Origin of the sequence: Pseudomonas sp. S60, assembly GCF_016647865.1 — a bacterium.
GTDB classification, from domain to species: Bacteria; Pseudomonadota; Gammaproteobacteria; order Pseudomonadales; family Pseudomonadaceae; genus Aquipseudomonas; species Aquipseudomonas parafulva.
In genome coordinates, this window is record NZ_JACVVH010000006.1 from 66,911 (window position 1) to 86,986 (window position 20,076).

Annotated in this window: 16 protein-coding genes; 7 read left to right on the top strand and 9 right to left on the bottom strand. The window is 59.9% G+C overall.

Going from position 1 to position 20,076, the window contains the following annotated elements:
* Positions 1-763: 763 nt before the first annotated feature.
* Positions 764-1,162 (bottom strand): antitoxin Xre-like helix-turn-helix domain-containing protein, encoded by a 399-nt coding sequence (locus IAE33_RS04735; protein ID WP_201162538.1) that lies wholly within the window; start codon positions 1,160-1,162, stop codon positions 764-766.
* A gap of 741 nt (positions 1,163-1,903) precedes the next feature.
* On the opposite strand from IAE33_RS04735, the gene ptaA reads away from it, so the two are divergent.
* Complete coding sequence (ptaA, locus tag IAE33_RS04740) at positions 1,904-2,986, top strand: pyoverdine biosynthesis transaminase PtaA (protein WP_201162539.1); 1,083 nt, start codon at positions 1,904-1,906, stop codon at positions 2,984-2,986.
* A gap of 150 nt (positions 2,987-3,136) precedes the next feature.
* Here ptaA and IAE33_RS04745 read toward each other — a convergent pair whose 3' ends face one another.
* The 6 genes from IAE33_RS04745 to IAE33_RS04770 form a co-directional block, all read right to left on the bottom strand.
* Positions 3,137-5,557 carry a TonB-dependent siderophore receptor gene (locus tag IAE33_RS04745; RefSeq protein WP_201162540.1) on the bottom strand — a complete coding sequence of 807 codons (2,421 nt, stop codon included), beginning with the start codon at positions 5,555-5,557 and terminating at the stop codon, positions 3,137-3,139.
* Between the two features lie 112 nt (positions 5,558-5,669).
* On the bottom strand, positions 5,670-6,635 hold the full coding sequence (locus tag IAE33_RS04750; RefSeq protein ID WP_201162541.1) for a FecR family protein: 966 nt from the start codon (positions 6,633-6,635) through the stop codon (positions 5,670-5,672).
* Between the two features lie 88 nt (positions 6,636-6,723).
* Positions 6,724-7,221 (bottom strand): RNA polymerase sigma factor, encoded by a 498-nt coding sequence (locus IAE33_RS04755; RefSeq protein WP_201162542.1) that lies wholly within the window; start codon positions 7,219-7,221, stop codon positions 6,724-6,726.
* 111 nt (positions 7,222-7,332) lie between these two features.
* On the bottom strand, positions 7,333-8,172 hold the full coding sequence (locus IAE33_RS04760; protein WP_201162543.1) for an alpha/beta hydrolase: 840 nt from the start codon (positions 8,170-8,172) through the stop codon (positions 7,333-7,335).
* A gap of 182 nt (positions 8,173-8,354) precedes the next feature.
* Entirely contained in the window at positions 8,355-9,023 is a 669-nt protein-coding gene (locus tag IAE33_RS04765) for a GntR family transcriptional regulator (RefSeq protein WP_060480952.1), read from the bottom strand.
* Positions 9,024-9,090: 67 nt separating this feature from the next.
* A complete protein-coding gene (locus tag IAE33_RS04770) occupies positions 9,091-9,825 on the bottom strand; it encodes an SDR family NAD(P)-dependent oxidoreductase (RefSeq protein ID WP_201162544.1) in 735 nt (244 codons plus the stop codon).
* Between the two features lie 186 nt (positions 9,826-10,011).
* Between IAE33_RS04770 and IAE33_RS04775 the strand changes: the two genes are divergently transcribed.
* From IAE33_RS04775 to cfaB, 5 genes are all read left to right on the top strand, one after another.
* Positions 10,012-11,043, top strand: coding sequence for an ABC transporter substrate-binding protein (locus IAE33_RS04775; protein ID WP_201162546.1), 1,032 nt, complete (start codon positions 10,012-10,014; stop codon positions 11,041-11,043).
* A 57-nt stretch (positions 11,044-11,100) separates the two neighbouring features.
* Positions 11,101-12,168, top strand: a complete 1,068-nt coding sequence (locus IAE33_RS04780) for a phosphotransferase (protein ID WP_201162548.1) — start codon at positions 11,101-11,103, stop codon at positions 12,166-12,168.
* Entirely contained in the window at positions 12,165-13,484 is a 1,320-nt protein-coding gene (locus IAE33_RS04785) for an aspartate aminotransferase family protein (RefSeq protein ID WP_201162550.1), read from the top strand. Before IAE33_RS04780 ends, IAE33_RS04785 begins: the two co-directional genes overlap by 4 nt.
* Positions 13,485-13,659: 175 nt before the next feature.
* Complete coding sequence (locus IAE33_RS04790; protein WP_201162551.1) at positions 13,660-15,711, top strand: TonB-dependent receptor; 2,052 nt, start codon at positions 13,660-13,662, stop codon at positions 15,709-15,711.
* A 120-nt stretch (positions 15,712-15,831) separates the two neighbouring features.
* Complete coding sequence (gene cfaB / locus IAE33_RS04795) at positions 15,832-17,016, top strand: C17 cyclopropane fatty acid synthase CfaB (protein ID WP_201162553.1); 1,185 nt, start codon at positions 15,832-15,834, stop codon at positions 17,014-17,016.
* Between the two features lie 62 nt (positions 17,017-17,078).
* Here the strand turns inward: cfaB and cls are convergent, their stop codons facing one another.
* Positions 17,079-18,518 carry a cardiolipin synthase gene (gene cls / locus IAE33_RS04800; protein ID WP_201162555.1) on the bottom strand — a complete coding sequence of 480 codons (1,440 nt, stop codon included), beginning with the start codon at positions 18,516-18,518 and terminating at the stop codon, positions 17,079-17,081.
* Positions 18,519-18,648: 130 nt separating this feature from the next.
* On the opposite strand from cls, the gene IAE33_RS04805 reads away from it, so the two are divergent.
* Positions 18,649-19,176 (top strand): DUF3617 domain-containing protein, encoded by a 528-nt coding sequence (locus IAE33_RS04805; protein WP_201162557.1) that lies wholly within the window; start codon positions 18,649-18,651, stop codon positions 19,174-19,176.
* Here the strand turns inward: IAE33_RS04805 and folE2 are convergent.
* Positions 19,160-20,065, bottom strand: coding sequence for a GTP cyclohydrolase FolE2 (gene folE2 / locus IAE33_RS04810; RefSeq protein ID WP_201162558.1), 906 nt, complete (start codon positions 20,063-20,065; stop codon positions 19,160-19,162). The genes IAE33_RS04805 and folE2 overlap by 17 nt on opposite strands.
* Positions 20,066-20,076: the final 11 nt, after the last annotated feature.

Consider the following 20,076-nt stretch of genomic DNA (forward strand, 5'->3'; position numbering starts at 1 on the left):
TCCGCAGAGAGAGCTGCAGCGAAAATGGTGGCAAAAATTTCCATGTTTGTGTGCTCCGAAAATCGTTACGGAGCCAGTCTTCATTTCTCTCGCCACTGAATCTAGATAATCGATGATTCAAAAATTATACTCAAGCCCTTACAGATCAGGGGCTAGGGGCAAAATTAATTAGTTAATTCCAGAGCCTCTTACAGCACATCAAATTTGTTAAAATGATTCACTATCGTATTTTTGATAGAGGTGAAAATGCTGGGTTTTGTAGAGAGTAATTTGAGGGATCGGTTGAGAGCTCCAGGAGCCGTTCCGTATGCTCGCCGGAAACGCAGTGGACACTATATTTTGGAGATTGCCTCAGACGAAGGCATTTACATCCTGCAACGCCAGCGGGGCGGAGCAAGAGAGTTCAAGACGTTCGAGGCGCTGTTGAGTCTGCTGGCTGCTGAACACGTTGTAGAGTTCGCGGTGCTCATGGATGACGCAGAGGTCACTTCCGCGGGGGCGGCCCCTCCGTGGAGCCGGCCGTCACCGAAAGGGATCGTGTCCCAAGCTGTCTGGCGGCACGACTTCGACATCCCCTTCTAGGCTGCTCGACGTCCCTAGCCGTGAGAACCAGGCCCTTGGATGGTCGGTACATTGGGGCGACACCTTCCTTTATGCTCCAAAAACAAGAAGGCCCGAGCGTAATGCAGGACTGGGCCTGCACCAGAGATTTGGGAGCGATTAGAGCGACTATCTCAACCGCTTTCTCTGACAGCCAGTATGGTTAAGCCCGGTTGGACCATTGAAGTTGATCTATGTGCTTGTGAGTCTCGTAAAGCGAGATCAAATCCCCTTGCGCCATCACCTCCAAGGGTGAACGCCCTTCGAAAAATGCGTTGGTATTCTTGAAGCTGGGGAAGCCACGAACGTTGTCCGCGTTCTCGAAGATATTTCGTAACGAGGCATGAATGTTAAGCACCAAGCTGACTCGCTGCTGTTGATCCTTGTCGAGTCGTATGGCGGCGCCTGAGTTTTTCAAGACACGCTGATGGGAAGCAACGGATATACGTAGGATGCTGCACACCTGGCTGTTGGTTGCACCCCAGCCGTCGAGGACCCGCAAGGCCGCTCTCAATCCTACCGCTTGCTGATCTTGGGTGAGCTCCACACTCGCAGTACCCATAAGCACTCCAACATCATCGCACTCACCCAGCAGCATGCACTGCTGACTAGGTGGCGCATCACGAAAGACAAATTTCTTCAGGGGGCAGCGAACCTGAAGCTGGCGTCTAAGATTGTAAGCCCATGCCAAGGTCGCTGATAGGTGCCGACGTTGAGTTCCTCGCGCAACCGAAGGTCTCTCTCGCTGACTGGTCAGGTCCGTTCATATTCTAGGTCCACACAAATGGTTAAACGCTGATGACTGGTTGCCCGACGTGGACGTGTTGTCACCTGCTTTTTTAGGAAAACTTTTTTCAGGAGATGCGGTCGCTTCCGGAAATTGTCACCTACTTATTTTCACCAGACCAACGAAGGTCAGAGGATCTAGGTCAATAAACACAGCACTGTCTGTCACCGACTTATTTAGCAAAGAACACGTGGATTCTGAGAATTAAAACTGTCGCTGACGGAGGGAGCCTTAACCGGCTCCCTTCTTCGTTGCGCACCTCCTTTCAGCTGTTGCGCTCACCGCAACCCTGTATCGACGCTCATTCATGCCTCTCCAAATCCAACCCGATGAATCGGTTGCTTGTCTTAGACCTGCATGACGCAATTGTGGATGTCTTGGCCGGCGATGCTGTGGGACGGCCTGCTTTGCATCGGTGCATCCACGCTTGACCGGCACAAGATAGCACCATGCCACCCTAAACACCGGTGCCACGAATGCGTCCTCCAGTGAAGCTATTTCAGGAGACGCAGAGTCATGGAAGGTCTATCTCGCCGTCGTCTGGTCGGCCTGGGCGCGGCGCTGCCGCTGCTCGGGCAAGTGAGCTGGGCGGCGCCGGCAGCCGCTGCTGGCGCCGCGGCGCCGGTGCGCCTGAACTACAACGAAAGCCCGTTCGGCCCCAGCGCGGCGGCCCAGGCGGCGATGCATCAGGGGGTCGCCGGCTGTGGCCGCTACCCGTATCCCCTGCAATATCAGCTGATCGAAGTGTTCGCGCGCCAGCAGGGCGTGGACGAGGATCAGGTGCAGGTGTTCTGCGGTTCGAAGCTGGCGTTGCAAAATGCGGTGCATGCTTTCATTGGCCCACGCAGCCTGGTGGTGCCTGAACCCTCCTACGAAGCCCCGACACAGACCGCCGAAGCGCGTGGCGCGACCGTGCACAGCGTGCCGCTGAATACGCAGCAGGCGCACGATGTCGACGCCATGCTGGCTGCCGACCCGAACCCTGGGCTGATCTACCTGTGCAACCCCAACAACCCCACCGGCAGCGTTACGCCTGCCGCAGACATCGAGCGCCTGTTGCGCAGGGCGCCGGCCGACAGTGTGATAGTGGTCGATGAGGCGTACATCCATTTCAGCGATGTGCCCAGTTGCATCCCGTTGGTCAAAGCCCACGCCAACCTGCTGGTGCTGCGCACGTTCTCCAAGCTGTACGGCATGGCCGGTGCCCGAGTCGGTCTGGCCATCGGCCAGGCGCCTCTGCTGGAGGCGCTGGAGAAGTTCGACGGCTACAACGTGGCCGCTGAGCCAAGTTTGCGTGGCGCGCTGGCCAGCCTTGAGGACGCGACCCTGGTGGCACGGCGCAAGCAGGGTAACCAGCAACTTCGTGACGCCACCGTGGCGCGGCTGACTGGTGCCGGCTGGTGCTGCACGGCGTCGCAGGCCAACTGTTTCATGGTAGATATACGCCGACCCGCCGAGGCAATTGTGGCGGCCCTCAAGGAGCAGAACGTGCTGGTCGGACGGGTGTGGCCGAGCTGGCCGACGTGGATCCGCGTCAGCGTAGGTGATGAGGCGCAGATGCGCCGCTTCGAAGACGCGTTTTTCCACGTGCTCGGCTAAGCGACCATCATCTGCGCTGCCGGGGTCTGCTAGGCAGCGCTGAGCAGCCTCTTCGATGAAGCGCGGGAGTCTTGATCCGGGTGCTCCATCGTTCAGTAGAGCCGTTGCCGCCACTTCGCGTGCGGCAACGGCTTTACCTTCGCGGATACTTCAGTATTTCCAGCTCACGGTCGCCATCAAATTCCGCGGCGCGCCATAGTTCGTAGAGCCTGCCGACTGATACAACGACAACAGGTACTTCCGGTCTGTCACGTTATTCAAGTTCAAACCCAGACTCCAATGCTCATCCACCTCGTAACTCGCCATCAGGTCCACCAGCGCATACGCCGCTTGGTTAACCCTGCTGTTGGTATCCAGCTCGGTTCCACTCTGCCACTGAACTCGCGTGCCCACTTTGGCCTTCGGCAGCGCCGGCAGGCGATAGGTCAGGCTCCCGCGCAGTGAATGGGTAGGAATGTATTTGCGGGCATGTTCGCCTTCGTCGTTCTCGATATCCACATAGGTGTAGCCGCCTGACAAATCCAGACCCGTCAGCACTTCACCCGAAACGCCCAACTCCACCCCGCGGCTCTTGAAGTTGGTGCCACGGTACAGGTACTGACCACCCACGATCTCGCCGGTCAGCTCCGCCACGTTGTCCTGCTCGGTCTTGAAAGCCGCCGCCGTCAACGTCAGGCGATCATCCAATAGCAACCCTTTCAGCCCGATTTCCAGGCTTTTGCCATCGAGTGGCTCGACCACACCGCCGCTAGTGCTGCGCACGTACTGCGGTTTGAAGATTTTGGTCCAGCTGGTGTACAGGCTCCATTGTGGCGTCAGGTCGTAGACCAGGCCGGTATAGGGCGTGACCTTGCCATGCACGCGGGTGTCGTGGGGCGAGCCGTAGCCTGCGCCGTCGCCATCTGCGCTAAGCATGCGTGCGCCGGCTATCCAGTGCAGGTCATCGGCCACGCTGAAGCGTGCGCCGGCGAACAGGCTCTTTTGCCGGTCGGTGAACAGCTGGGTGTTGACGTCGTCGGTGTAGTCGAATGCTGGCTGCACCACGTTTCCGGCCAGGGCATCGGCGAGGCTGGCGGTTATGTAGCCGGCCTGGCTGAAGTAGTGGCCGCGCTCATCATGATGGGTGCGGCCATAGTTGGCGCCGACGGTCAACTCGTGCTCACGCCCTAGAAACGCGAAAGGCCCGGACAGCTTCGCTTCGCCGGTCACCTGATGCTCGGTGCTCGTGGTGCGATTGACATAGGCAAGCACACTGTCCGGCGTGAACGGGATGGCATAGAGCATCTTGGTATCGGAGTCCTGCTTCATCCCGGTCAAGGTCAGCGTGCTGTTCCAACCGTTATCGAAGGCATGGGTTAGCTCGGCGAATGCGCGCTGCGTGTGTACGTCCCAGTAGGTCCAGGGTTGCCCAACGCTGGAGCTGCGGCTGCCGTAATGGATGCGATTGCCCGCGTAGTCCGCGATTGGCAGGGCGCCCCAGGTGCTGCCGTTGGAATAGCTGTTCTGCTGGGTGAAACCCACCGTCAGGGTGTCGGCGTCGGTCAGGTCGATGGCCAGCAGGCCGGCGGCGACGTTGACCTCGTGGCCGTATTGGTCGAGGTAGGAGTTGCCTTTGTCATGGGATGTGACGAAGCGCCCGCGTACATTGCCGCTTTCGGTTAGCGGGCCGGAGAGGTCCAGGGCCAATCGACGGTTGTCCCAGGAACCGATGCTTGAGTCGACACGGGCCTGAAAAGTGTCAGTAGGGCGTTTGCGCACCAAGTTGACCGTAGCCGACGGGTCCCCCGTGCCGCTCATCAGGCCATTGGCGCCGTGTAGCACATCCACCTGTTCGAATTCGGTCATGTCCTGATCGCCGACCAGCACACCGCCGGAGAACGGCAGGCTCATGCCGTCGAACTCGAAGTTCTCAATCTTGAAGCCGCGCGAGGTGAACGCTGTACGGTCAGTCTCGAACTGCTCGACGGTGACCGAGGGCGCGTTACGCAGCGCATCCTTGACGCTGTTGAGCTTGAAGTCGTCGATCTGCTCGCGGGTCACCACCGTGATGGCTTGCGGCGTTTGTTTATCGGTCAGGCCCAGGCGGGTGGTGCTGGAAGCGGCTTCGCCCCGGTAGCTACGCGACGGGCTGATGCTGCCGGCTAGCTGTTGCTGTATTTGTGTAGGGGCCAGCATGACTTGGTTGCCTGCGCTCGAGGCCTGAGTCGGCACCAGGTACAAGGTCACCGCGTCGGTGCGTGAGAAGTTGTAGCCGCTGCCTTGCAGCAACTGGCTCAGGGCTTCTTCGACTGAATACCGGCCCACCACGCGTGGGCTGCGCAGCGTAGCGTCGAGGTTGCCATCGAGCATGATGTTCTGGCCCGACTGCTGGCTGAATTCCAGCAGTGCCTGGCGCAGCGGTTGGGCCGGAATGTCTACTGCCAGCTTTTGCATCGCCGTAGCGGCCGCCGGTGTCTTGGTACCCTGCGCATGCGCCGTACCCACAAGCAGGCTGCATGCCAGTGCCGTGCTCAAAGCGCTGCGCTGCCAGCGGCCATCGGGTCGGAAAAAGGGGGAGTGGTGCAGGGCCATTGCGGGTGTTCCTCGAGTAGGGCGCAGAATGCGAATACCAATCACTCAGGCGAAGACGCATGACCGCGCGCTATTTCTGGAGGCTCGGTGAGTTATTTTTGCGAAGGTGCGATCAGGCCGGGTAGATCAGCGTGACCAGGTCGGTATAACGCTGGGTGCGTATTGCCAGCGCAGTGGTCATGGCGTCAAGCATCTGCTCGGGTTTGTCGAGGTTGAGAATCAGGCTCACCCGCCGCGTTCCCAGTTGCTCATCCATGATGAAGATGCGGCCATGGCGCCAGCGCTGCAATTGCTCGACCACACTGGCCAACGGTTTATCGAAGAACACCAGGCGCCCGCTACGCCAGGCGAGCATCTGTTCCAGCTCAGCGTGCTGGATGGGCCCTGTGTTGTCATCAGTGAAACGCAGCGACAACCCTTCACCAATGTCCGTGCGCTGGTTGGCGGTGACTACACTGGCCGTTTTTCGGCTGACCGCCAGAAGCGCTGACGAGGGGTCGCAGGACAAACAGAACTCGCCGTCAGCGGCCAACACCTGGCCGTAGGGTGTGTTGACCTTGAACTCACCGCTGGCGCTGGGTTGCACGGCAAAATAGGCTTCGCCCTGTAACAGCTCTACCGAGCGCTTGCCGGCGGAGAAATCCAGGTTCAACGCGGTGTTGCCAGCCAACTCCACTGTCGAACCATCGGGCAGCGCGAGGTTACGGCGCTCGCCAATGCCGCTGCGAACGTCGGCAAACAACGAGCCCCCGCCGGTAAACCACCATACCGAAGTCGGCGCTGTGACGGCCACCGCGCTGGCGGCGATGCCCATGCCTACAAAGCGTCGCCGTGACAGCGTCGCAGCTGGCTTGGGCACCGGTGGCACGGGTGGCTGGAGTTGCGCGGTCGCTGCCCATAGCTGTTCGAGCTGAACGTAGGCGATGCGGTGCCGGGGGTCGGCATCAAGCCAGGCGCCCAGGCGCTCGCGCTCGGTGTCGGTGGGCTCGCCGCCGTGTATCAGAGCGAACCAACGGCTTGCCTCGTGACTGATGTCATCGGCATGCAGCGGTGGAGCCTGGGGTGGTTCGGCGCTCATAGGGATGGCAATGGGCTGCGGTAGGCACGGGCGGCAGAGTGTAATGCAACGCGGCGATGCGCGCCTGCAGCTTGGGAGGGCGAGATGCTCATTCGGTCATTCCGCTTTTCAGCAGGTCCAGCGCACGCACCATGCGGCTGTAGGCGGTTTGCGCAGGAATGCCCAGGCGCTGGCTGATTTCGGCGTAGGTCAAGCCCTCTACGCGTACCAGCAGAAACACTTCGCGGCACGGGGCTGGCATGTTGGCAATTACCGCGCTCAGCGCGGCCAGTTGCTGGTGGGCAATTGCAGCCTGCTCAAGGGTTGGGGTGGCAGGCTCGGAGGTCGCCGCTGCCTGCTCGTCCAACGGCTTGGCGTTACGGTGTGACTGGCGCCGCGTGTGATCGATGAACAGGTTGCGTGCAGCGGAAAACAGGTAGGCCCGGAAGTTGCCGATGGGGGTACGGGTCATCTGCTCGGACAAGCGGATGAAGGTGTCCTGGGTCAGATCGGCGGCGGTTTCCTTACAGCGCAAGCGGCGGTCCAGGTAGTCCTGGATTTCGCCGCGATGGGCGAGGTACAACGCTTTGAGATCTGAACCGGACATGAAAGCGGCCTTGTTACGCGGGGAGCAGACGCAGGAAAATAGCACAAAAGAGAATCATTTACGCTTATGTGGCAGGGCCCAGCCGCCCCCTTCCGATAGTTGGCGAATCCCTTAATAACGGCGGTTGCTCATCAACTCGCCAAGTACCTGGTTAGGAATGCGAAACGGCACCGAGGTATGGTCTTCACCGGCTTCGACCCGAAAACCTGTGCGCAGCCCTGTGGCGGATAACGCCTGCAATCGGTAGGACAAGGCTTGAGCGTGGTCGATCATCTGCACGGAGTCACGCTCGCCCATGACGATGCTCAGGCTGGTTTGGGTCAGCAGGAGTTGCCCTGCCAATGCACGTTGGGTGAAGGCCCGCTCGGGCGCCAGCAAGTGCTGGTCGCGCCACCAGAGGCTTGGGCTCACCGCGACCACGTGCTGGAACAGCGTGGGCCGGGTGAAAAGCGCGTAGATACCGAGCATGCCGCCGAACGAGTGCCCGACCAGGCTGCGTTGGTCGGGGTCGACCTTGAAGCGTTCGGCCACCTTGGGCATGAGCCGTTGCTCGATGAAATCAAGAAAAAGGTCCTGCCCACCCTGGGGCGGGTTATTGCGTTCTGGCGGCGCGGGGGGCGTCAGGTCGAAGGCTCTGCGCGTAAAGTCCAGCGGCGTATCGCTCGGATAGCCGATGGCAACCAGGATAGCGCCGCGTAAGTTTGCTTGCGCCCGTTTGGCAGCATGAAAGGTGGGAAAGTAGGCATTGCCGTCGAGCAGGTAGATCACCGGGTAGCCCCCGGTGTAGGGCACATTGCCTTCGGGCAGGCTGATCATGATGCGATACGTACGGCCAGTGGCGCTTTGCATCTGCCATTGTTCGGTACCGTCCAGTGTGACGGGGTCGGCGTGGCCGAGCGAGGCGGTAGCGAACAGGTAAAGCACCAGCAGAGTGAAGAGGCGTCGAGACATGGCTTCGGGCGCGATTCCGAGTATGGGGGGAAGTGCTCGTTTGCCCCTGCCTACAAGGTGTGGACTGAAGGGGTACTAGTAAGACGGCTCAGGTGCCAGATTTTCTGAAGCTAAGGCACGTTGCGTCAGGCGATGGGTTGAAAGGCTGTTTTCGTGGTTGTGCCATCATGCAAACCTTTCCATCAATCATGCTCAAGCTGCACATACTCCAGCATCTTCTGGCTCCCATCCAGAATATCCGCACAGATCGCCTCCCGGGCGGCAGCCCCGTCCTTGTTCTTTAGCGCCGCAAGCACTTCCCAGTGATGGTCGATGGCCATGCGTTCATTGAAGCTGCCATACGCCCGCGCAATCAACGGCCCTGTGCGCATCCACAGGCCATCCAGCAGGCTGGACAGCATCGGCATGTCGGCTATTTCGGTGAGCGCATAGTGGAATTCATGGTTGTGGGTAAGTGCGGCCGCCAGGTGGTTGGCCTGGATCGCAGCCAGGTTGTCCTCGATACAGCTTTCGAGCCGTTCGAGCTGTGGCGTTGTCACGTGCGCGGCTGCTGTTTCGGCCGCCAGGCCTTCGAGGGAAAGGCGGATACGGCGGATTTCCAGAAACTGCTTGGAGGTCAGCATCGGGACGCGGATGTCCCTGGGCGTTTTGAGAACCAGCGCCTGCTCCTTGGCCAGTTGCAGAATCGCATCCCGTACCGGCGTAACGCTGGTGCCCAGTTGCTCGGCCAGGTCGCGAATACGCAGCCTGTCGTTGGGCTGGAAGCGACCGGTAATCAACGCCTCGCGTAACAGGCCATAGATGCCGCTGCCCAAGTAGGAGTGTTTCAGGTTCTCGATGGGGTAGTTCATTGCTTACTCGTGTACGGCACAGGACCGGCGGCGGAGGGGAACCTTCCACGGCAGATTATCGAATAACTCAAACATGTTGCCCACCATTCACATGTATTTCTGCACCGTTCACGTAAGACGCCCCGTGGGTACACAGGAAATGCACCAGCGCTGCCACTTCCTCCGGTTTACCCATGCGCTTCATCGGGATCGAACGCTCAACGATCAGCTCGGTGCCTGCAGACAGGATCGACGTGTCGATTTCACCGGGTGCGATGGCGTTGACCCTTACGCCGTGCTGGCCGAAATCATGGGCCATTTCACGGGTGAGTGCAGACAGCGCCGCCTTGGAACAGGCATAGGCAACGCCTGCAAAGGGGTGTACCCGGGAGCCTGCGATGGAGGTGACGTTGATGACCGAGCCCTTTGCAGCCTTCAGTTCTTCGAACAGCCCGCGGGCTAGCAGGGCGGTGGAGAACAGGTTGACGTTGAACACGTTCAGCCAGGTGGTGTAGTCGGACTCCAGCACACCCAGGCGCTCGCCGTGCTCGCCCTTGGGTGAAATGCCGGCGTTGTTCACCAACGCGTCCAGGCGGCCGCCCAGTTTTTCACGGATCTCCGGCAGCCTGGCCTGGACGTCCTCGATGTTGCCCAGGTCGAGGTGAATGTGGTTTGCGAGGCCTTCAGCCCATGGGCAGCCTTCGCCAAGGTCCTGGCGAGAGGCGGTGAAGACTCGCCAGCCAGCCGCGTTGAAGTGCTTAACCGTCGCGTGGCCGATGCCGCGGCTGGCGCCGGTGAGTAACAAGGTGCGGGGTTCGGTCATGGTGGCGTCCTTTCGGTGATGAGTGGGAAGAGCATAGCGTAAAAATATGATGCATCATATTTTGATTGTGGTTAAATGACTCGCCCTCCACTGGGAGGCGCACTGCCTGATCTGTTTGCTGCCACTACAAAAAAACTGCCATCCCTTGAAGCTGCCCACGACCTCGTAGCTCACCTGGAGAGACGCATGAACAAGAAAATCGCAGCGGTACTGATACTTGGAACACTCGCAGGCCCCCTCAGCGCCGCTGAGAGGCTAACCGTGGTGTCCTTTGGCGGGAATAACCGCCAGGCCCAGGAAAAGGCCTTCTACCAACCCTTCACCGCACAGTACGCCACCCCCATTACGGCAGATGACTACAACGGCGAAATGGCCAAGATCAAAGTCATGGCCGATACCGGCAAAACCAGCTGGGATGTGGTGGAAGTGGAGTCGCCCGAGCTGATTCGCGGGTGCAGTGAAGGCCTGTTCGAGCCTTTGGATTGGGGGCGGATAGGCAAGAAAGAAGACTTCATCCCCGCTGCGGTAAGCGATTGTGGGGTCGGTATTTTCATCTGGTCGACTGTCCTCACATTCGACCCCAAAAAAGTCGCCTCGGCGCCCCAAGGCTGGGCCGACTTCTGGGATGTGAAGAAGTACCCGGGCAAGCGGGGCCTGCGCCGGGGTGCCAAGTTCACCCTGGAATTTGCCCTGATTGCCGATGGGGTCCCCCTGAAGGACCTGTACCAGGAGCTGGGAACGGAAGCCGGTGTGCAGCGCGCGTTCAAGAAGCTGGACCAGATTAAGCCCAATATCCAGTGGTGGGATTCCGGTGCACAGCCTCTGCAATGGTTGGTATCCGGTGATGTGGTAATGACCTCGGCCTACAACGGCCGGGTGACGTCGGCCCAGGACGAGGGCCAGTCATTTGCCATGCAGTGGAACGGCAGCCTGTACGACCTGGACCACTGGGCAATTGTGAAAGGCAGCCCGAAAAAAGCCCTGGCAGAAACGTTCATTGCCTTTGCAAGCGAACCTGTGCAACAGAAGCATTTCGTCGAAGCCATTCCCTACGGGCCCAGCAATAGGCATGCGGTAGAGCTGGTAGACAGAAAAGTCGGCGACAAATTGCCAACCGCGCCAGACAACCTCAAGAACGCCCGGGCTACGGATGCCGAGTTCTGGATCGACCATGGCGAAGACCTGGAAGAGCGCTTCAACGCCTGGGTCAACAAGTAATGCATGATGGCGCCTGCGGGGCGGGCGCCGGTTTCGCGCCAGATAAGGGGTAGGGTTATGCCGCTCGAAAATTTCGCAATCGATGACAGCTTGCTGGAAGTCGCCCCGGCGCACGTCAGTGATGCCCAGGCGGGCGAGGTGCTGCATCGGCACTTCGGCTTAAGCGGCACGCTCGAAAAACTTGGCGGTGAAAGAGACCTGAATTTTCGGGTGCTACTGCCTGACGGGGCATCCCGCTTGCTGAAGCTTTCCCATCCGCTGGAAAACCCTGACGTTGTCGATTTTCATAATCAGGCAATGCGCTGCATCGCCTTGCGTAACCCTGCCTTGCCTGTGCAGCGCGTACACACCTCACTGGCCGGGGAGCACTTCGTGCGCGTCGAAGCCAACGGTCAACGCATGCTGGCCCGGCTTCTGTCATTCGTCGACGGTATGCAACTGCACCGGGTAGGCCGCACTACCCAAACGTTTCGTCGGTCGTTGGGGGCGTCTCTCGCCCGCCTGGATGTTGCGCTGGAAGGTTTCGATCACCCGGCTGCCCGCCACACGTTGCTCTGGGACATGCAACATGCGGCGCACCTTCGGCCCCTGCTTGCCCATCTCGAACCGGGGCAAGGTCGCGCGCTGGTGGAGCAGAGCCTGGATCAGTTCGAAGCACGGGTGGTGCCGACGATGGCTGGGCTGCGCAGGCAAGTTATCCACAACGACATGAACCCCCACAACATCATCGTGGATGCTGACAACCCGGATATATTGCGCAACATCCTCGACTTCGGAGACATGGTCCACGCGCCCCTGATCAATGAAGTGGCTGTGGCGGCTTCGTACCATCTTGGCCACGATGGCGACGCCCTGGCGCCGGCGCTGGATGTCATTGCCGCGTATCATCAGCACAACCCGCTTGCCCGCGAAGAGCTGCAACTGCTGCCTGAGCTGCTGCGCACCCGGCTGGCATCGGCCCTGTGCATAAATTCATGGCGTGCGCAGCTGCACCCGGAAAACCGCGCCTATATCCACCGTAACTCCCAGCGTGCTTGGGCGAACCTTGCATCGATCGCGGCCCTGCCGCGGGCGGAGATCGAAAACCGAATACTGGCGGCCTGCAGCCGGGAGGGCAGGGCATGAGCATGGTCAATGGCTTCACCCCAGACGATGCGGCGCGGCTCACGGAGCAGGAGCGGCGCCTTGTAGAACGTCGTGAACGCTTGCTGGGCCCTGCCTACAGGTTGTTCTACGAACGGCCGCTGCACACGGTGCGAGGCGAGGGCGTGTGGCTGTTCGATGAACAGGGCCGTCGCTACCTGGATGCCTACAACAACGTTGCATCAATTGGGCACTGCCACCCGCGCGTGGTGGAGGCAATGCATCGCCAGGCCCAGCAGCTCAACACCCATACACGCTATTTGCAGGAGGGCATTCTCGACTACGCCGAACAGCTGCTGGGGACCTTCCCGAGTGACTTGGACCGCGTAATGTTCACCTGTACCGGCAGTGAAGCGAACGACCTGGCGCTGCGCATGGCCAGGCACTATACCGGCGGTACCGGCATCATCATCACCCAGTTTGCCTATCACGGTGTCACCGGCGATGTGGCCGAGCTGTCGCCCTCGCTGGGTCGCGGCATGGTGTTGCCCAGCCATGTGCGCACCGTCAGGGCGCCGGATGCCTACCGACTGGGTGCCGACAACGTTTCCGCGTTGTTTGAAGCCGACATAAAGGCAGCCATCCAGGACATGCAAGCACACGGCATACGCCCTGCCGCCATCGTGATGGATGGCATTTTCTCCAGTGACGGTGTACTGGTTGGGCCCGCGGGCTTCATGGCCGCGGGCATTGCAGCGGCCCAGGCCGAAGGCTTGCTGTATATCGCCGACGAAGTTCAGCCAGGCTTCGCTCGCACCGGGTTGAACATGTGGGGCTTCATGCGCCATGGCGTGCAGCCGGATATGGTCACGTTGGGCAAGCCAATGGGCAACGGGCAACCCATTGCTGGCCTGGTGGGGCGCAGTGAGGTGGTCGATTGCTTTGGCAGGCACATGCGCTATTTCAACACCTTTGGGGGCAACCCGGTGTCGTGCGCGGCGGGCAAGGCGGTGCTGGATGTTATTCAGGAGCAGAACCTGCAGCAGCAGTCGCACGTTATTGGCGGCTACCTGCTTGAGGGGTTGTCCCGGCTTGCGCAGCGGCACGCGTGCATGGGCGACGTGCGCGGCGCGGGGATGTTCCTGGGTGTCGAGTTGGTGACCGACCGCGTTACCCGGCAGCCGGCAGCCGAGCAGGCTCGTAAGGTGGTTAACAGCATGCGGGAAAAGGGTGTGCTGATCAGTGCCTCAGGGCCACTGGAAAACGTGCTCAAGATCAGACCGCTGCTGACCTATACCCAAGAACATGCAGACATGTTGATTGAGGCGGTGGACACGGCCATGGCGGATATCGGCTGACGTTAGCTGCTTTGAACTGATGAAGAGAGCATTCTGGGAGCCCCTTACGGGGCGCATGTGCTCGGCCAATATCAGGCTCATTACAGTCATTATTAGTTATGATATAACGTTTGCCGCTAAAGCAGGCCCAGACCTGCGCCGCCCGCACTTTCATCTTTGCAGCCCAGGAGCTCCCATGCGATTCACCCCGGCCTCCCTCGCCATGTTCACGGTGATGTTCTCCCCTGAACTGTTCGCCGACCAGATCGGCAACTCGACCATCACCCTTGGCGAGGTGAACATCACCCAAAATGCGGGGGTGGCGCTGAGCACCGAACATGTACTCACCTCGGTGGATGTGCTGGGTGGCGACCAGGTGCAGGAAAAGAACGTCATGAACAGCTGGCAGTTGCTGGGCCAGATGCCCGGTATTCAGCTCACGGAAACGGGGCAGGGCGCCGAGTCTGGCAAGGTCACGTTCCGTGCATTCAATGGCGAGGGCTACATCAACGGCATCAAGACCCTCATCGACGGCATTCCCAGCAACGTGAACAGCGGCAACCAGCGCTTCATCGACATGATCTTCCCGCTGGATATCGACTACATCGAAGTGGTGCGCGGTACCAACGACCCGCGTTACGGCCTGCACAACATTGCCGGCAACATCAACTTCGCCACCCGCCAGGGTGGCAACTACGTTGATAGCCGGGTTACCTACGGCAGCTTCGACACCCGCGAAATACAGCTGGCGGTCGGGCACGAAGAAGGCAACGTTGCCCAGAACTACATCCTCGCCAAGCAGGACAGCGACGGTTACCGTGACCATAGCCAGTCCAACAAGTACGCACTGGGCGGTAAATGGTTCGTCAGCAATGATGAACAGAACTTCCGCATTGGGCTGATTGCACGGCTGTACCATCACCAGGCTGAAGAGCCGGGTTTTCTGACCCGCGAACAGATGCACGCCAGCCGTACCCAGTCGCCCGAAAAAAATGCCAACGATGGCGATGACCGGGACATGAAGCACCTCAGCCTGCACGCCGACTGGCAGATCAACGACGACCTCAACCTGAGCAGCAAGCTGTACTTCAACAGCTACAACGACGACCGCACCATCACCTTTACAGACTATCGGCCAGGCAATGCGCCGCGACAGCGCCGGCAGTGGGACGAACAGCAAACCGGGGTGCTCAACAACCTCACCTGGCGCATCAACGACCTGCTCACCCTCGATGGCGGCATCAATTACGAAGAGCAGGACAACACTTACAGGCGCCTGCGCTACAGCTTCGGTATCCCTACCGATTTCGATGTAAAGCCGGCCCGGGTGCAGAATGACGACAGCTATACCCTGCGCAATATCGGCGGCTATGTGCAGGCTGTGATCCAGCCAACCGAGTCACTGAAGATCATCCCGGCCATGCGCGTGGACAAGTTCTCTGGCAACACCGAGCTGCTCGGGGGCGCAAAAGCGCCCTTGCAGGACTACGGCTGGATCCGCCAACCCAAGCTCAGCGTGATCTACAGCCTTACCCCCGATATCGACCTGTACGCCAACTGGGGGCGCACCTTCCAGATTCTGACGGGCTCTACCCCGCCCGCTTATATGACGCCAGGCCAGGCTTCTTACGACCCTTCGATCAACACCGGCAAGGAAGTCGGTATCAAGTTCCGCCCCTTCGAGGGCGCCCAGGCCCGGGTTGCACTTTGGCAACAGGATGCCACCGACGAAGTGGCCAACATGCCGAGTACGGGCACTACCGTAGGGTTGGGTGAAACGCGCCGGCGGGGGGTAGACATGCAGATCACCGCGCAACTGGATGAACAGTGGACGGTCTGGGCTTCTCACGCCATTCAGGAGGCAAAGGTGGTGAAGGCCTACTCTGCGTCCGGCCAGTCGCTGTCTGGCAAGGAAGTATTCTCTACCCCCCGTTACATCAGCAATGTGGGCGTGGACTACCGCTATAACGATGACTGGAAGTTCGGCGTGCAAGGGCGGGCCCAGGGCAGCTACTACATCGATGAGCTGAACGAGCAGGGCAAATACGGTGGCTTCGTGGTTGCAGATGCCAGCGTCAGCTATCGCATAACGCCTGCCACCAGCGTCGACCTGCAGGTGAAAAACCTGTTTGACCGCCAGTACGAGTATGTCTGGTACGACAATTTCTTCTGGGGCGGTGATGACCAGGCCATGTTCTCCCCTGCACCGGGCCGCTCTGCATTCGTGTCGCTCAACATGAAGCTTTAGGCGCCAGTGCTCACCTACGCCCTTCGTTTAACAGAAACTTCCTGCCAATGAACTACGCTATGCCGGTGGCTTTCGAAATGACATGGGTCTTCCCCTGCACAGGGGACGGGAGGGTGCTTCATGTTTGCTCAACTTCCACCGGCATTGCAGCATCTGCATCTGCCATTGCGCCTCAAGCTGTGGGACGGCAACTACTTTGACCTTGGGCCCAGCCCTCAGGTGACTATCCTGGTCAAGGAGCCACAGCTGATTACCCAGCTGACGCATCCGAGCATGAACGAGCTGGGTACTGCTTTCGTCGAGGGCAAGCTCGAACTGGAAGGCGACATTGCCGAAGCCATCCGGGTGTGTGACGAGCTCAGTGAAGCCTTGCTGGGTGGTGAGGATGAGCATATTCCCCAGCGGCTGGCCCACGACAAGGATACCGACGCCGAGGCGATCTCCTACCACTACGATGTTTCCAACGCGTTCTACGCGCTGTGGCTGGACCCGGACATGGTGTATTCCTGCGCCTATTTCCGTGAGCCGGACAACACGTTGCAGCAGGCCCAGCAGGACAAGTTCGACCATATCTGCCGCAAGCTGCGCCTGGGTGCAGGTGAATATCTGTTGGATGTCGGCTGCGGCTGGGGTGGCCTGGCCCGCTTCGCGGCGCGTGAGTACGGCGCCAAGGTGTTCGGCATAACCTTGAGCAAAGAGCAGCTCAAACTTGGGCGGCAGCGCGTGGAGGACGAGGGCCTGGGCGACCAGGTCGACCTGCAGATTCTGGATTACCGGGATTTACCCCAGGACGGTCGCTTCGACAAGGTCGTGAGTGTGGGCATGTTCGAGCACGTGGGGCACGCCAACTTGCCGTTGTATTCCCAGACGCTATTCAATGCGGTACGTGAAGGCGGCCTGGTCATGAACCATGGCATCACGGCCAAGCATGTGGATGGTCGGCCTGTAGGACGGGGGGCGGGTGAGTTCATCGACCGCTACGTATTCCCCCATGGGGAGCTGCCGCACTTGTCGATGATTACGGCCAGCGTGTGCGAAGCGGGGCTTGAGGTGGTGGATGTCGAGAGCTTGCGCATGCACTACGCCAAGACCTTGCACCACTGGAGCGAGAACCTGGAAAACCAGCTGCACAATGCCGCTGCGTTGGTCCCGGAAAAAACCCTGCGTATCTGGCGGCTGTACCTGGCAGGTTGTGCCTATGCCTTCGAAAAGGGTTGGATCAACCTGCACCAGATACTGGCAGTGAAGCCCTACGCAGATGGGCACCACGACCTGCCCTGGACCCGCGAACACCTGTATCGCTGACTACAGTCCAAACCGGGCGACCCCGACCGAAATGGCAGGGTCGCCCTGGTTGTGTATGGCGCTTACAGAACGGGTGAAATCAGGCGCGCAATGCGCATGCCCAATTGCTGCACCCGGTGAGTGGTCCGGCTGTCTTCGGCGGTGATCTCCCGTGCTTGTGCAAAGTCGTCATTGAGCATCTGCTCGACCTTGTCGGCGAAGTCACGGTCCACGGTCAGCAAGGTAATTTCAAAATTAAGGCGGAACGAACGGTTGTCCAGGTTGGCGCTACCTATCGCGCTGATCTCGTCATCCACCAGCACCACTTTCTGATGCAGAAACCCCGGCTGATAACGGAACATGCGCACACCCGCGCGCACGGCTTCGAACGCGAACAGGCTGGAGGCCGCGTAGACCACACGGTGGTCCGGGCGTGACGGGATCAGTACCCGCACGTCCACACCCCGCAACACCGCCAGGCGCAGTGCGGCGAATACCGCCTCGTCGGGTACGAAGTAGGGGCTGGTGATCCAGACCCGCCGGGTGGCGGAGTGGATCGCTTCCAGGAAGAACAGCGCGCAGGTCTCCTGCGAGTCGGCCGGGCCGCTGGCAAGGGCCTGGCAGAGCACGCCGTTATCCGGGTAGGTATCCAGCAGAATCAACGGCGGTAGCTGGCGGGTGGCCCAGTACCAGTCTTCGGCAAAGGATTCCTGCAGGCAGGCCAGCACGGGCCCGCTGATGCGTACGTGCGTATCCCGCCAGGGTGACAGCTTGGGGTCGGCCCCCAGGTATTCGTCACCGACGTTGTGCCCGCCGATGAAGCCCACCACGCCGTCCACCACGACGATCTTGCGATGGTTGCGGAAGTTGACCTGCAAGCGGTTGAACCAGCCTCGACGTGTGGCAAAGGCATGGATCTGTACACCACCTTCGCGCAACCGCTGGCTGTAACTCGCCGGCAAAGCGTGGCTGCCTACCCGGTCGTACAGCACGAACACCTTCACGCCATCGGCTGCCTTGCGCAGCAACAGCGCTTGCAACGCTTTACCCAAGGCGTCGTTGTGGATGATGAAGAACTGTACCAGTACGACTTCCTTGGCGTTCTCGATGGCTTCGAAGATCGCATCGAAGGTTTGCTTGCCATCAATCAGCAACTCCACCTGGTTATTGGCCAGGCATGGCATGCGGCTGAGCTTGGGCATCGCCCTTAGCGCGGCATAGCTGGCCGAGGCGCGGGCAGCTAGCGCTTCTTCAACCCACGGTCGCCAGTTCAGGCTGGCCATTGCCACATGCATCTCCTGATTGGCCTGGCGCCTGGCCTTGATGTAGGCGTAGAACGAGCGGGCACCGAATATCAGGTAAGGGATCAACGTGAAGTACGGGATGAAAAACAGCGGCATCGCCCAGGCGATCGCACCTTGGGCAGTGCGCACGGTAAACAGCGCGTGCAGCGCGGCGACGATCCCCAACACGTGAACAACACCCAAGAGGTAACCGAAGAAGTAGGGGCTGTGGTAATCCATATGCATCCTGCTTATTGAATACACCTTAGGTAACAGAACACGTTCCAGGTTCGCCTGCAACAACCGCTTATTTTTAGCGTCTAAGCGGGATATTGCCCGGGTCGTCCGGCTTTTTCAGGAGCGTTTGTCCATGAAGATTCGTCTGCCGCTGTTGGCGTTGGCCCTTGGTTTGAGCAGTGCCGGTGCGCAGGCCCAGATGCTGCAACCGGGTTTGTGGGAGTTGACCACCAGCAACATGCAGGTGGACGGTAAACCGCTACCCGATATGGAATTCATGCTCAGCCAGTTGAAAAACCTGCCACCCGAGCAACGGGCAATGATGGAAGGTGTGTTGGCCAAACAGGGCGTTACCGTGGGCGGTAAAGGGGTGCGCTCTTGCCTGACCCCGCAGCAAGTGGCAACCAACGACATCCCCTTGCAGGACCCCAAGTCCGGCTGCACGCAGAAAATCACCGACCGCTCGGGCAACGTCTGGAAATTTCAGTTCAGCTGCCCCAAAGCCCAAGGCAGCGGTCAGGCCACCTTCCTCAGTGACAGGGAATTCACCACGCAGGTGAACGGTACCTTTAATGCCTCAGGGGTGCAGCAGCAGGGCAGCATGAATACCCGCGCTGTATGGCTGGGCAACGATTGCGGCGCGGTCAAGCCTCGCACCTGACCTCCCAGCCCCACTGGCTTGTCGCCACAGCGTCGTGGGCATGCAGGCTTTCTGCATGCTCCACGCGTACCTTGAACGCGCTGCTCCACGGCGCCTGCTTCAATGTTTCATGCAGCCTTCGTGCGGCGTCTTCGCAGAACATCAGGTTTTGGCCATTGGCCAATGCGAACGCTTGCTCATCAGCACGCTTTACCGCTGTTTGCACGGCAGTACCCAGGCTGGTCTCCACTTGATCGATCAGCTCGGTGATGGGTAACGTCGCCTGGTTACTCCGCAGCCTGACTTGAATCTTGGCCAGGCTTCTTTGGCTATGGGGGGTTGCAACGATGCCCTCTGCCGTGCCCAGCCACCTCAGTACCGCTTCCCGGTCCACGTGCTCAGCCGTGAATGTGGCTTGGAACTGCTGCTGGATGAGTTGTCTGGCCAACGCCGCCGAGCATGGGCAGGTGGACGAGTAGGGGACTGACACGGATAGTTCCACGTGGAACATTTCGTTTTCGATACGCGCATTCACCTCTACTTCGTAGCTCTTCCAGCCAGCCAGCGGGCTAACCAGTGCAGATCTTTTCAGCAAATGCTCGAAGCGTAGGCGGATGTAACTCGCGGATGAAAGCCCCTCATGGCTCGTGAGGAAGTCGGCCATCAAACGTCGTAGGGCGACGGGCGTCAACGGCACCTGCTCCAGAGATTCCAGCGCCAGGTAAAGCCGCGACATGTGAATGCCTCTGGAGCTGCCATCCACCAGGCTTACTCCCGCGTCGATCTTTGCAGCCGCCGTACGCCCCTCGAAGGCGATGGGCAAAGCGATGCCGCACATGCCTACCCAATCCAACGGCTGGGAGTGGTCCAGGTTCTGTGCGGCGATATCGGGTAGCTTCAGCTGAGTCATTGGGTATTCCA

Bases quoted from the DNA above. Each gene is read 5' to 3' on its own strand.
- ptaA (WP_201162539.1), top strand. From the start codon at position 1,904: ATGGAAGGTCTATCTCGCCGTCGTCTGGTCGGCCTGGGCGCGGCGCTG.
- IAE33_RS04780 (WP_201162548.1), top strand. From the start codon at position 11,101: ATGCCGCTCGAAAATTTCGCAATCGATGACAGCTTGCTGGAAGTCGCC.
- folE2 (WP_201162558.1), bottom strand. From the start codon at position 20,065: ATGACTCAGCTGAAGCTACCCGATATCGCCGCACAGAACCTGGACCAC.
- IAE33_RS04750 (WP_201162541.1), bottom strand. From the start codon at position 6,635: ATGAGCGCCGAACCACCCCAGGCTCCACCGCTGCATGCCGATGACATC.
- IAE33_RS04775 (WP_201162546.1), top strand. From the start codon at position 10,012: ATGAACAAGAAAATCGCAGCGGTACTGATACTTGGAACACTCGCAGGC.
- IAE33_RS04785 (WP_201162550.1), top strand. From the start codon at position 12,165: ATGAGCATGGTCAATGGCTTCACCCCAGACGATGCGGCGCGGCTCACG.
- IAE33_RS04770 (WP_201162544.1), bottom strand. From the start codon at position 9,825: ATGACCGAACCCCGCACCTTGTTACTCACCGGCGCCAGCCGCGGCATC.
- cls (WP_201162555.1), bottom strand. From the start codon at position 18,518: ATGGATTACCACAGCCCCTACTTCTTCGGTTACCTCTTGGGTGTTGTT.
- IAE33_RS04755 (WP_201162542.1), bottom strand. From the start codon at position 7,221: ATGTCCGGTTCAGATCTCAAAGCGTTGTACCTCGCCCATCGCGGCGAA.
- IAE33_RS04745 (WP_201162540.1), bottom strand. From the start codon at position 5,557: ATGGCCCTGCACCACTCCCCCTTTTTCCGACCCGATGGCCGCTGGCAG.
- IAE33_RS04790 (WP_201162551.1), top strand. From the start codon at position 13,660: ATGCGATTCACCCCGGCCTCCCTCGCCATGTTCACGGTGATGTTCTCC.
- IAE33_RS04765 (WP_060480952.1), bottom strand. From the start codon at position 9,023: ATGAACTACCCCATCGAGAACCTGAAACACTCCTACTTGGGCAGCGGC.
- IAE33_RS04760 (WP_201162543.1), bottom strand. From the start codon at position 8,172: ATGTCTCGACGCCTCTTCACTCTGCTGGTGCTTTACCTGTTCGCTACC.
- cfaB (WP_201162553.1), top strand. From the start codon at position 15,832: ATGTTTGCTCAACTTCCACCGGCATTGCAGCATCTGCATCTGCCATTG.
- IAE33_RS04805 (WP_201162557.1), top strand. From the start codon at position 18,649: ATGAAGATTCGTCTGCCGCTGTTGGCGTTGGCCCTTGGTTTGAGCAGT.
- IAE33_RS04735 (WP_201162538.1), bottom strand. From the start codon at position 1,162: ATGGGTACTGCGAGTGTGGAGCTCACCCAAGATCAGCAAGCGGTAGGA.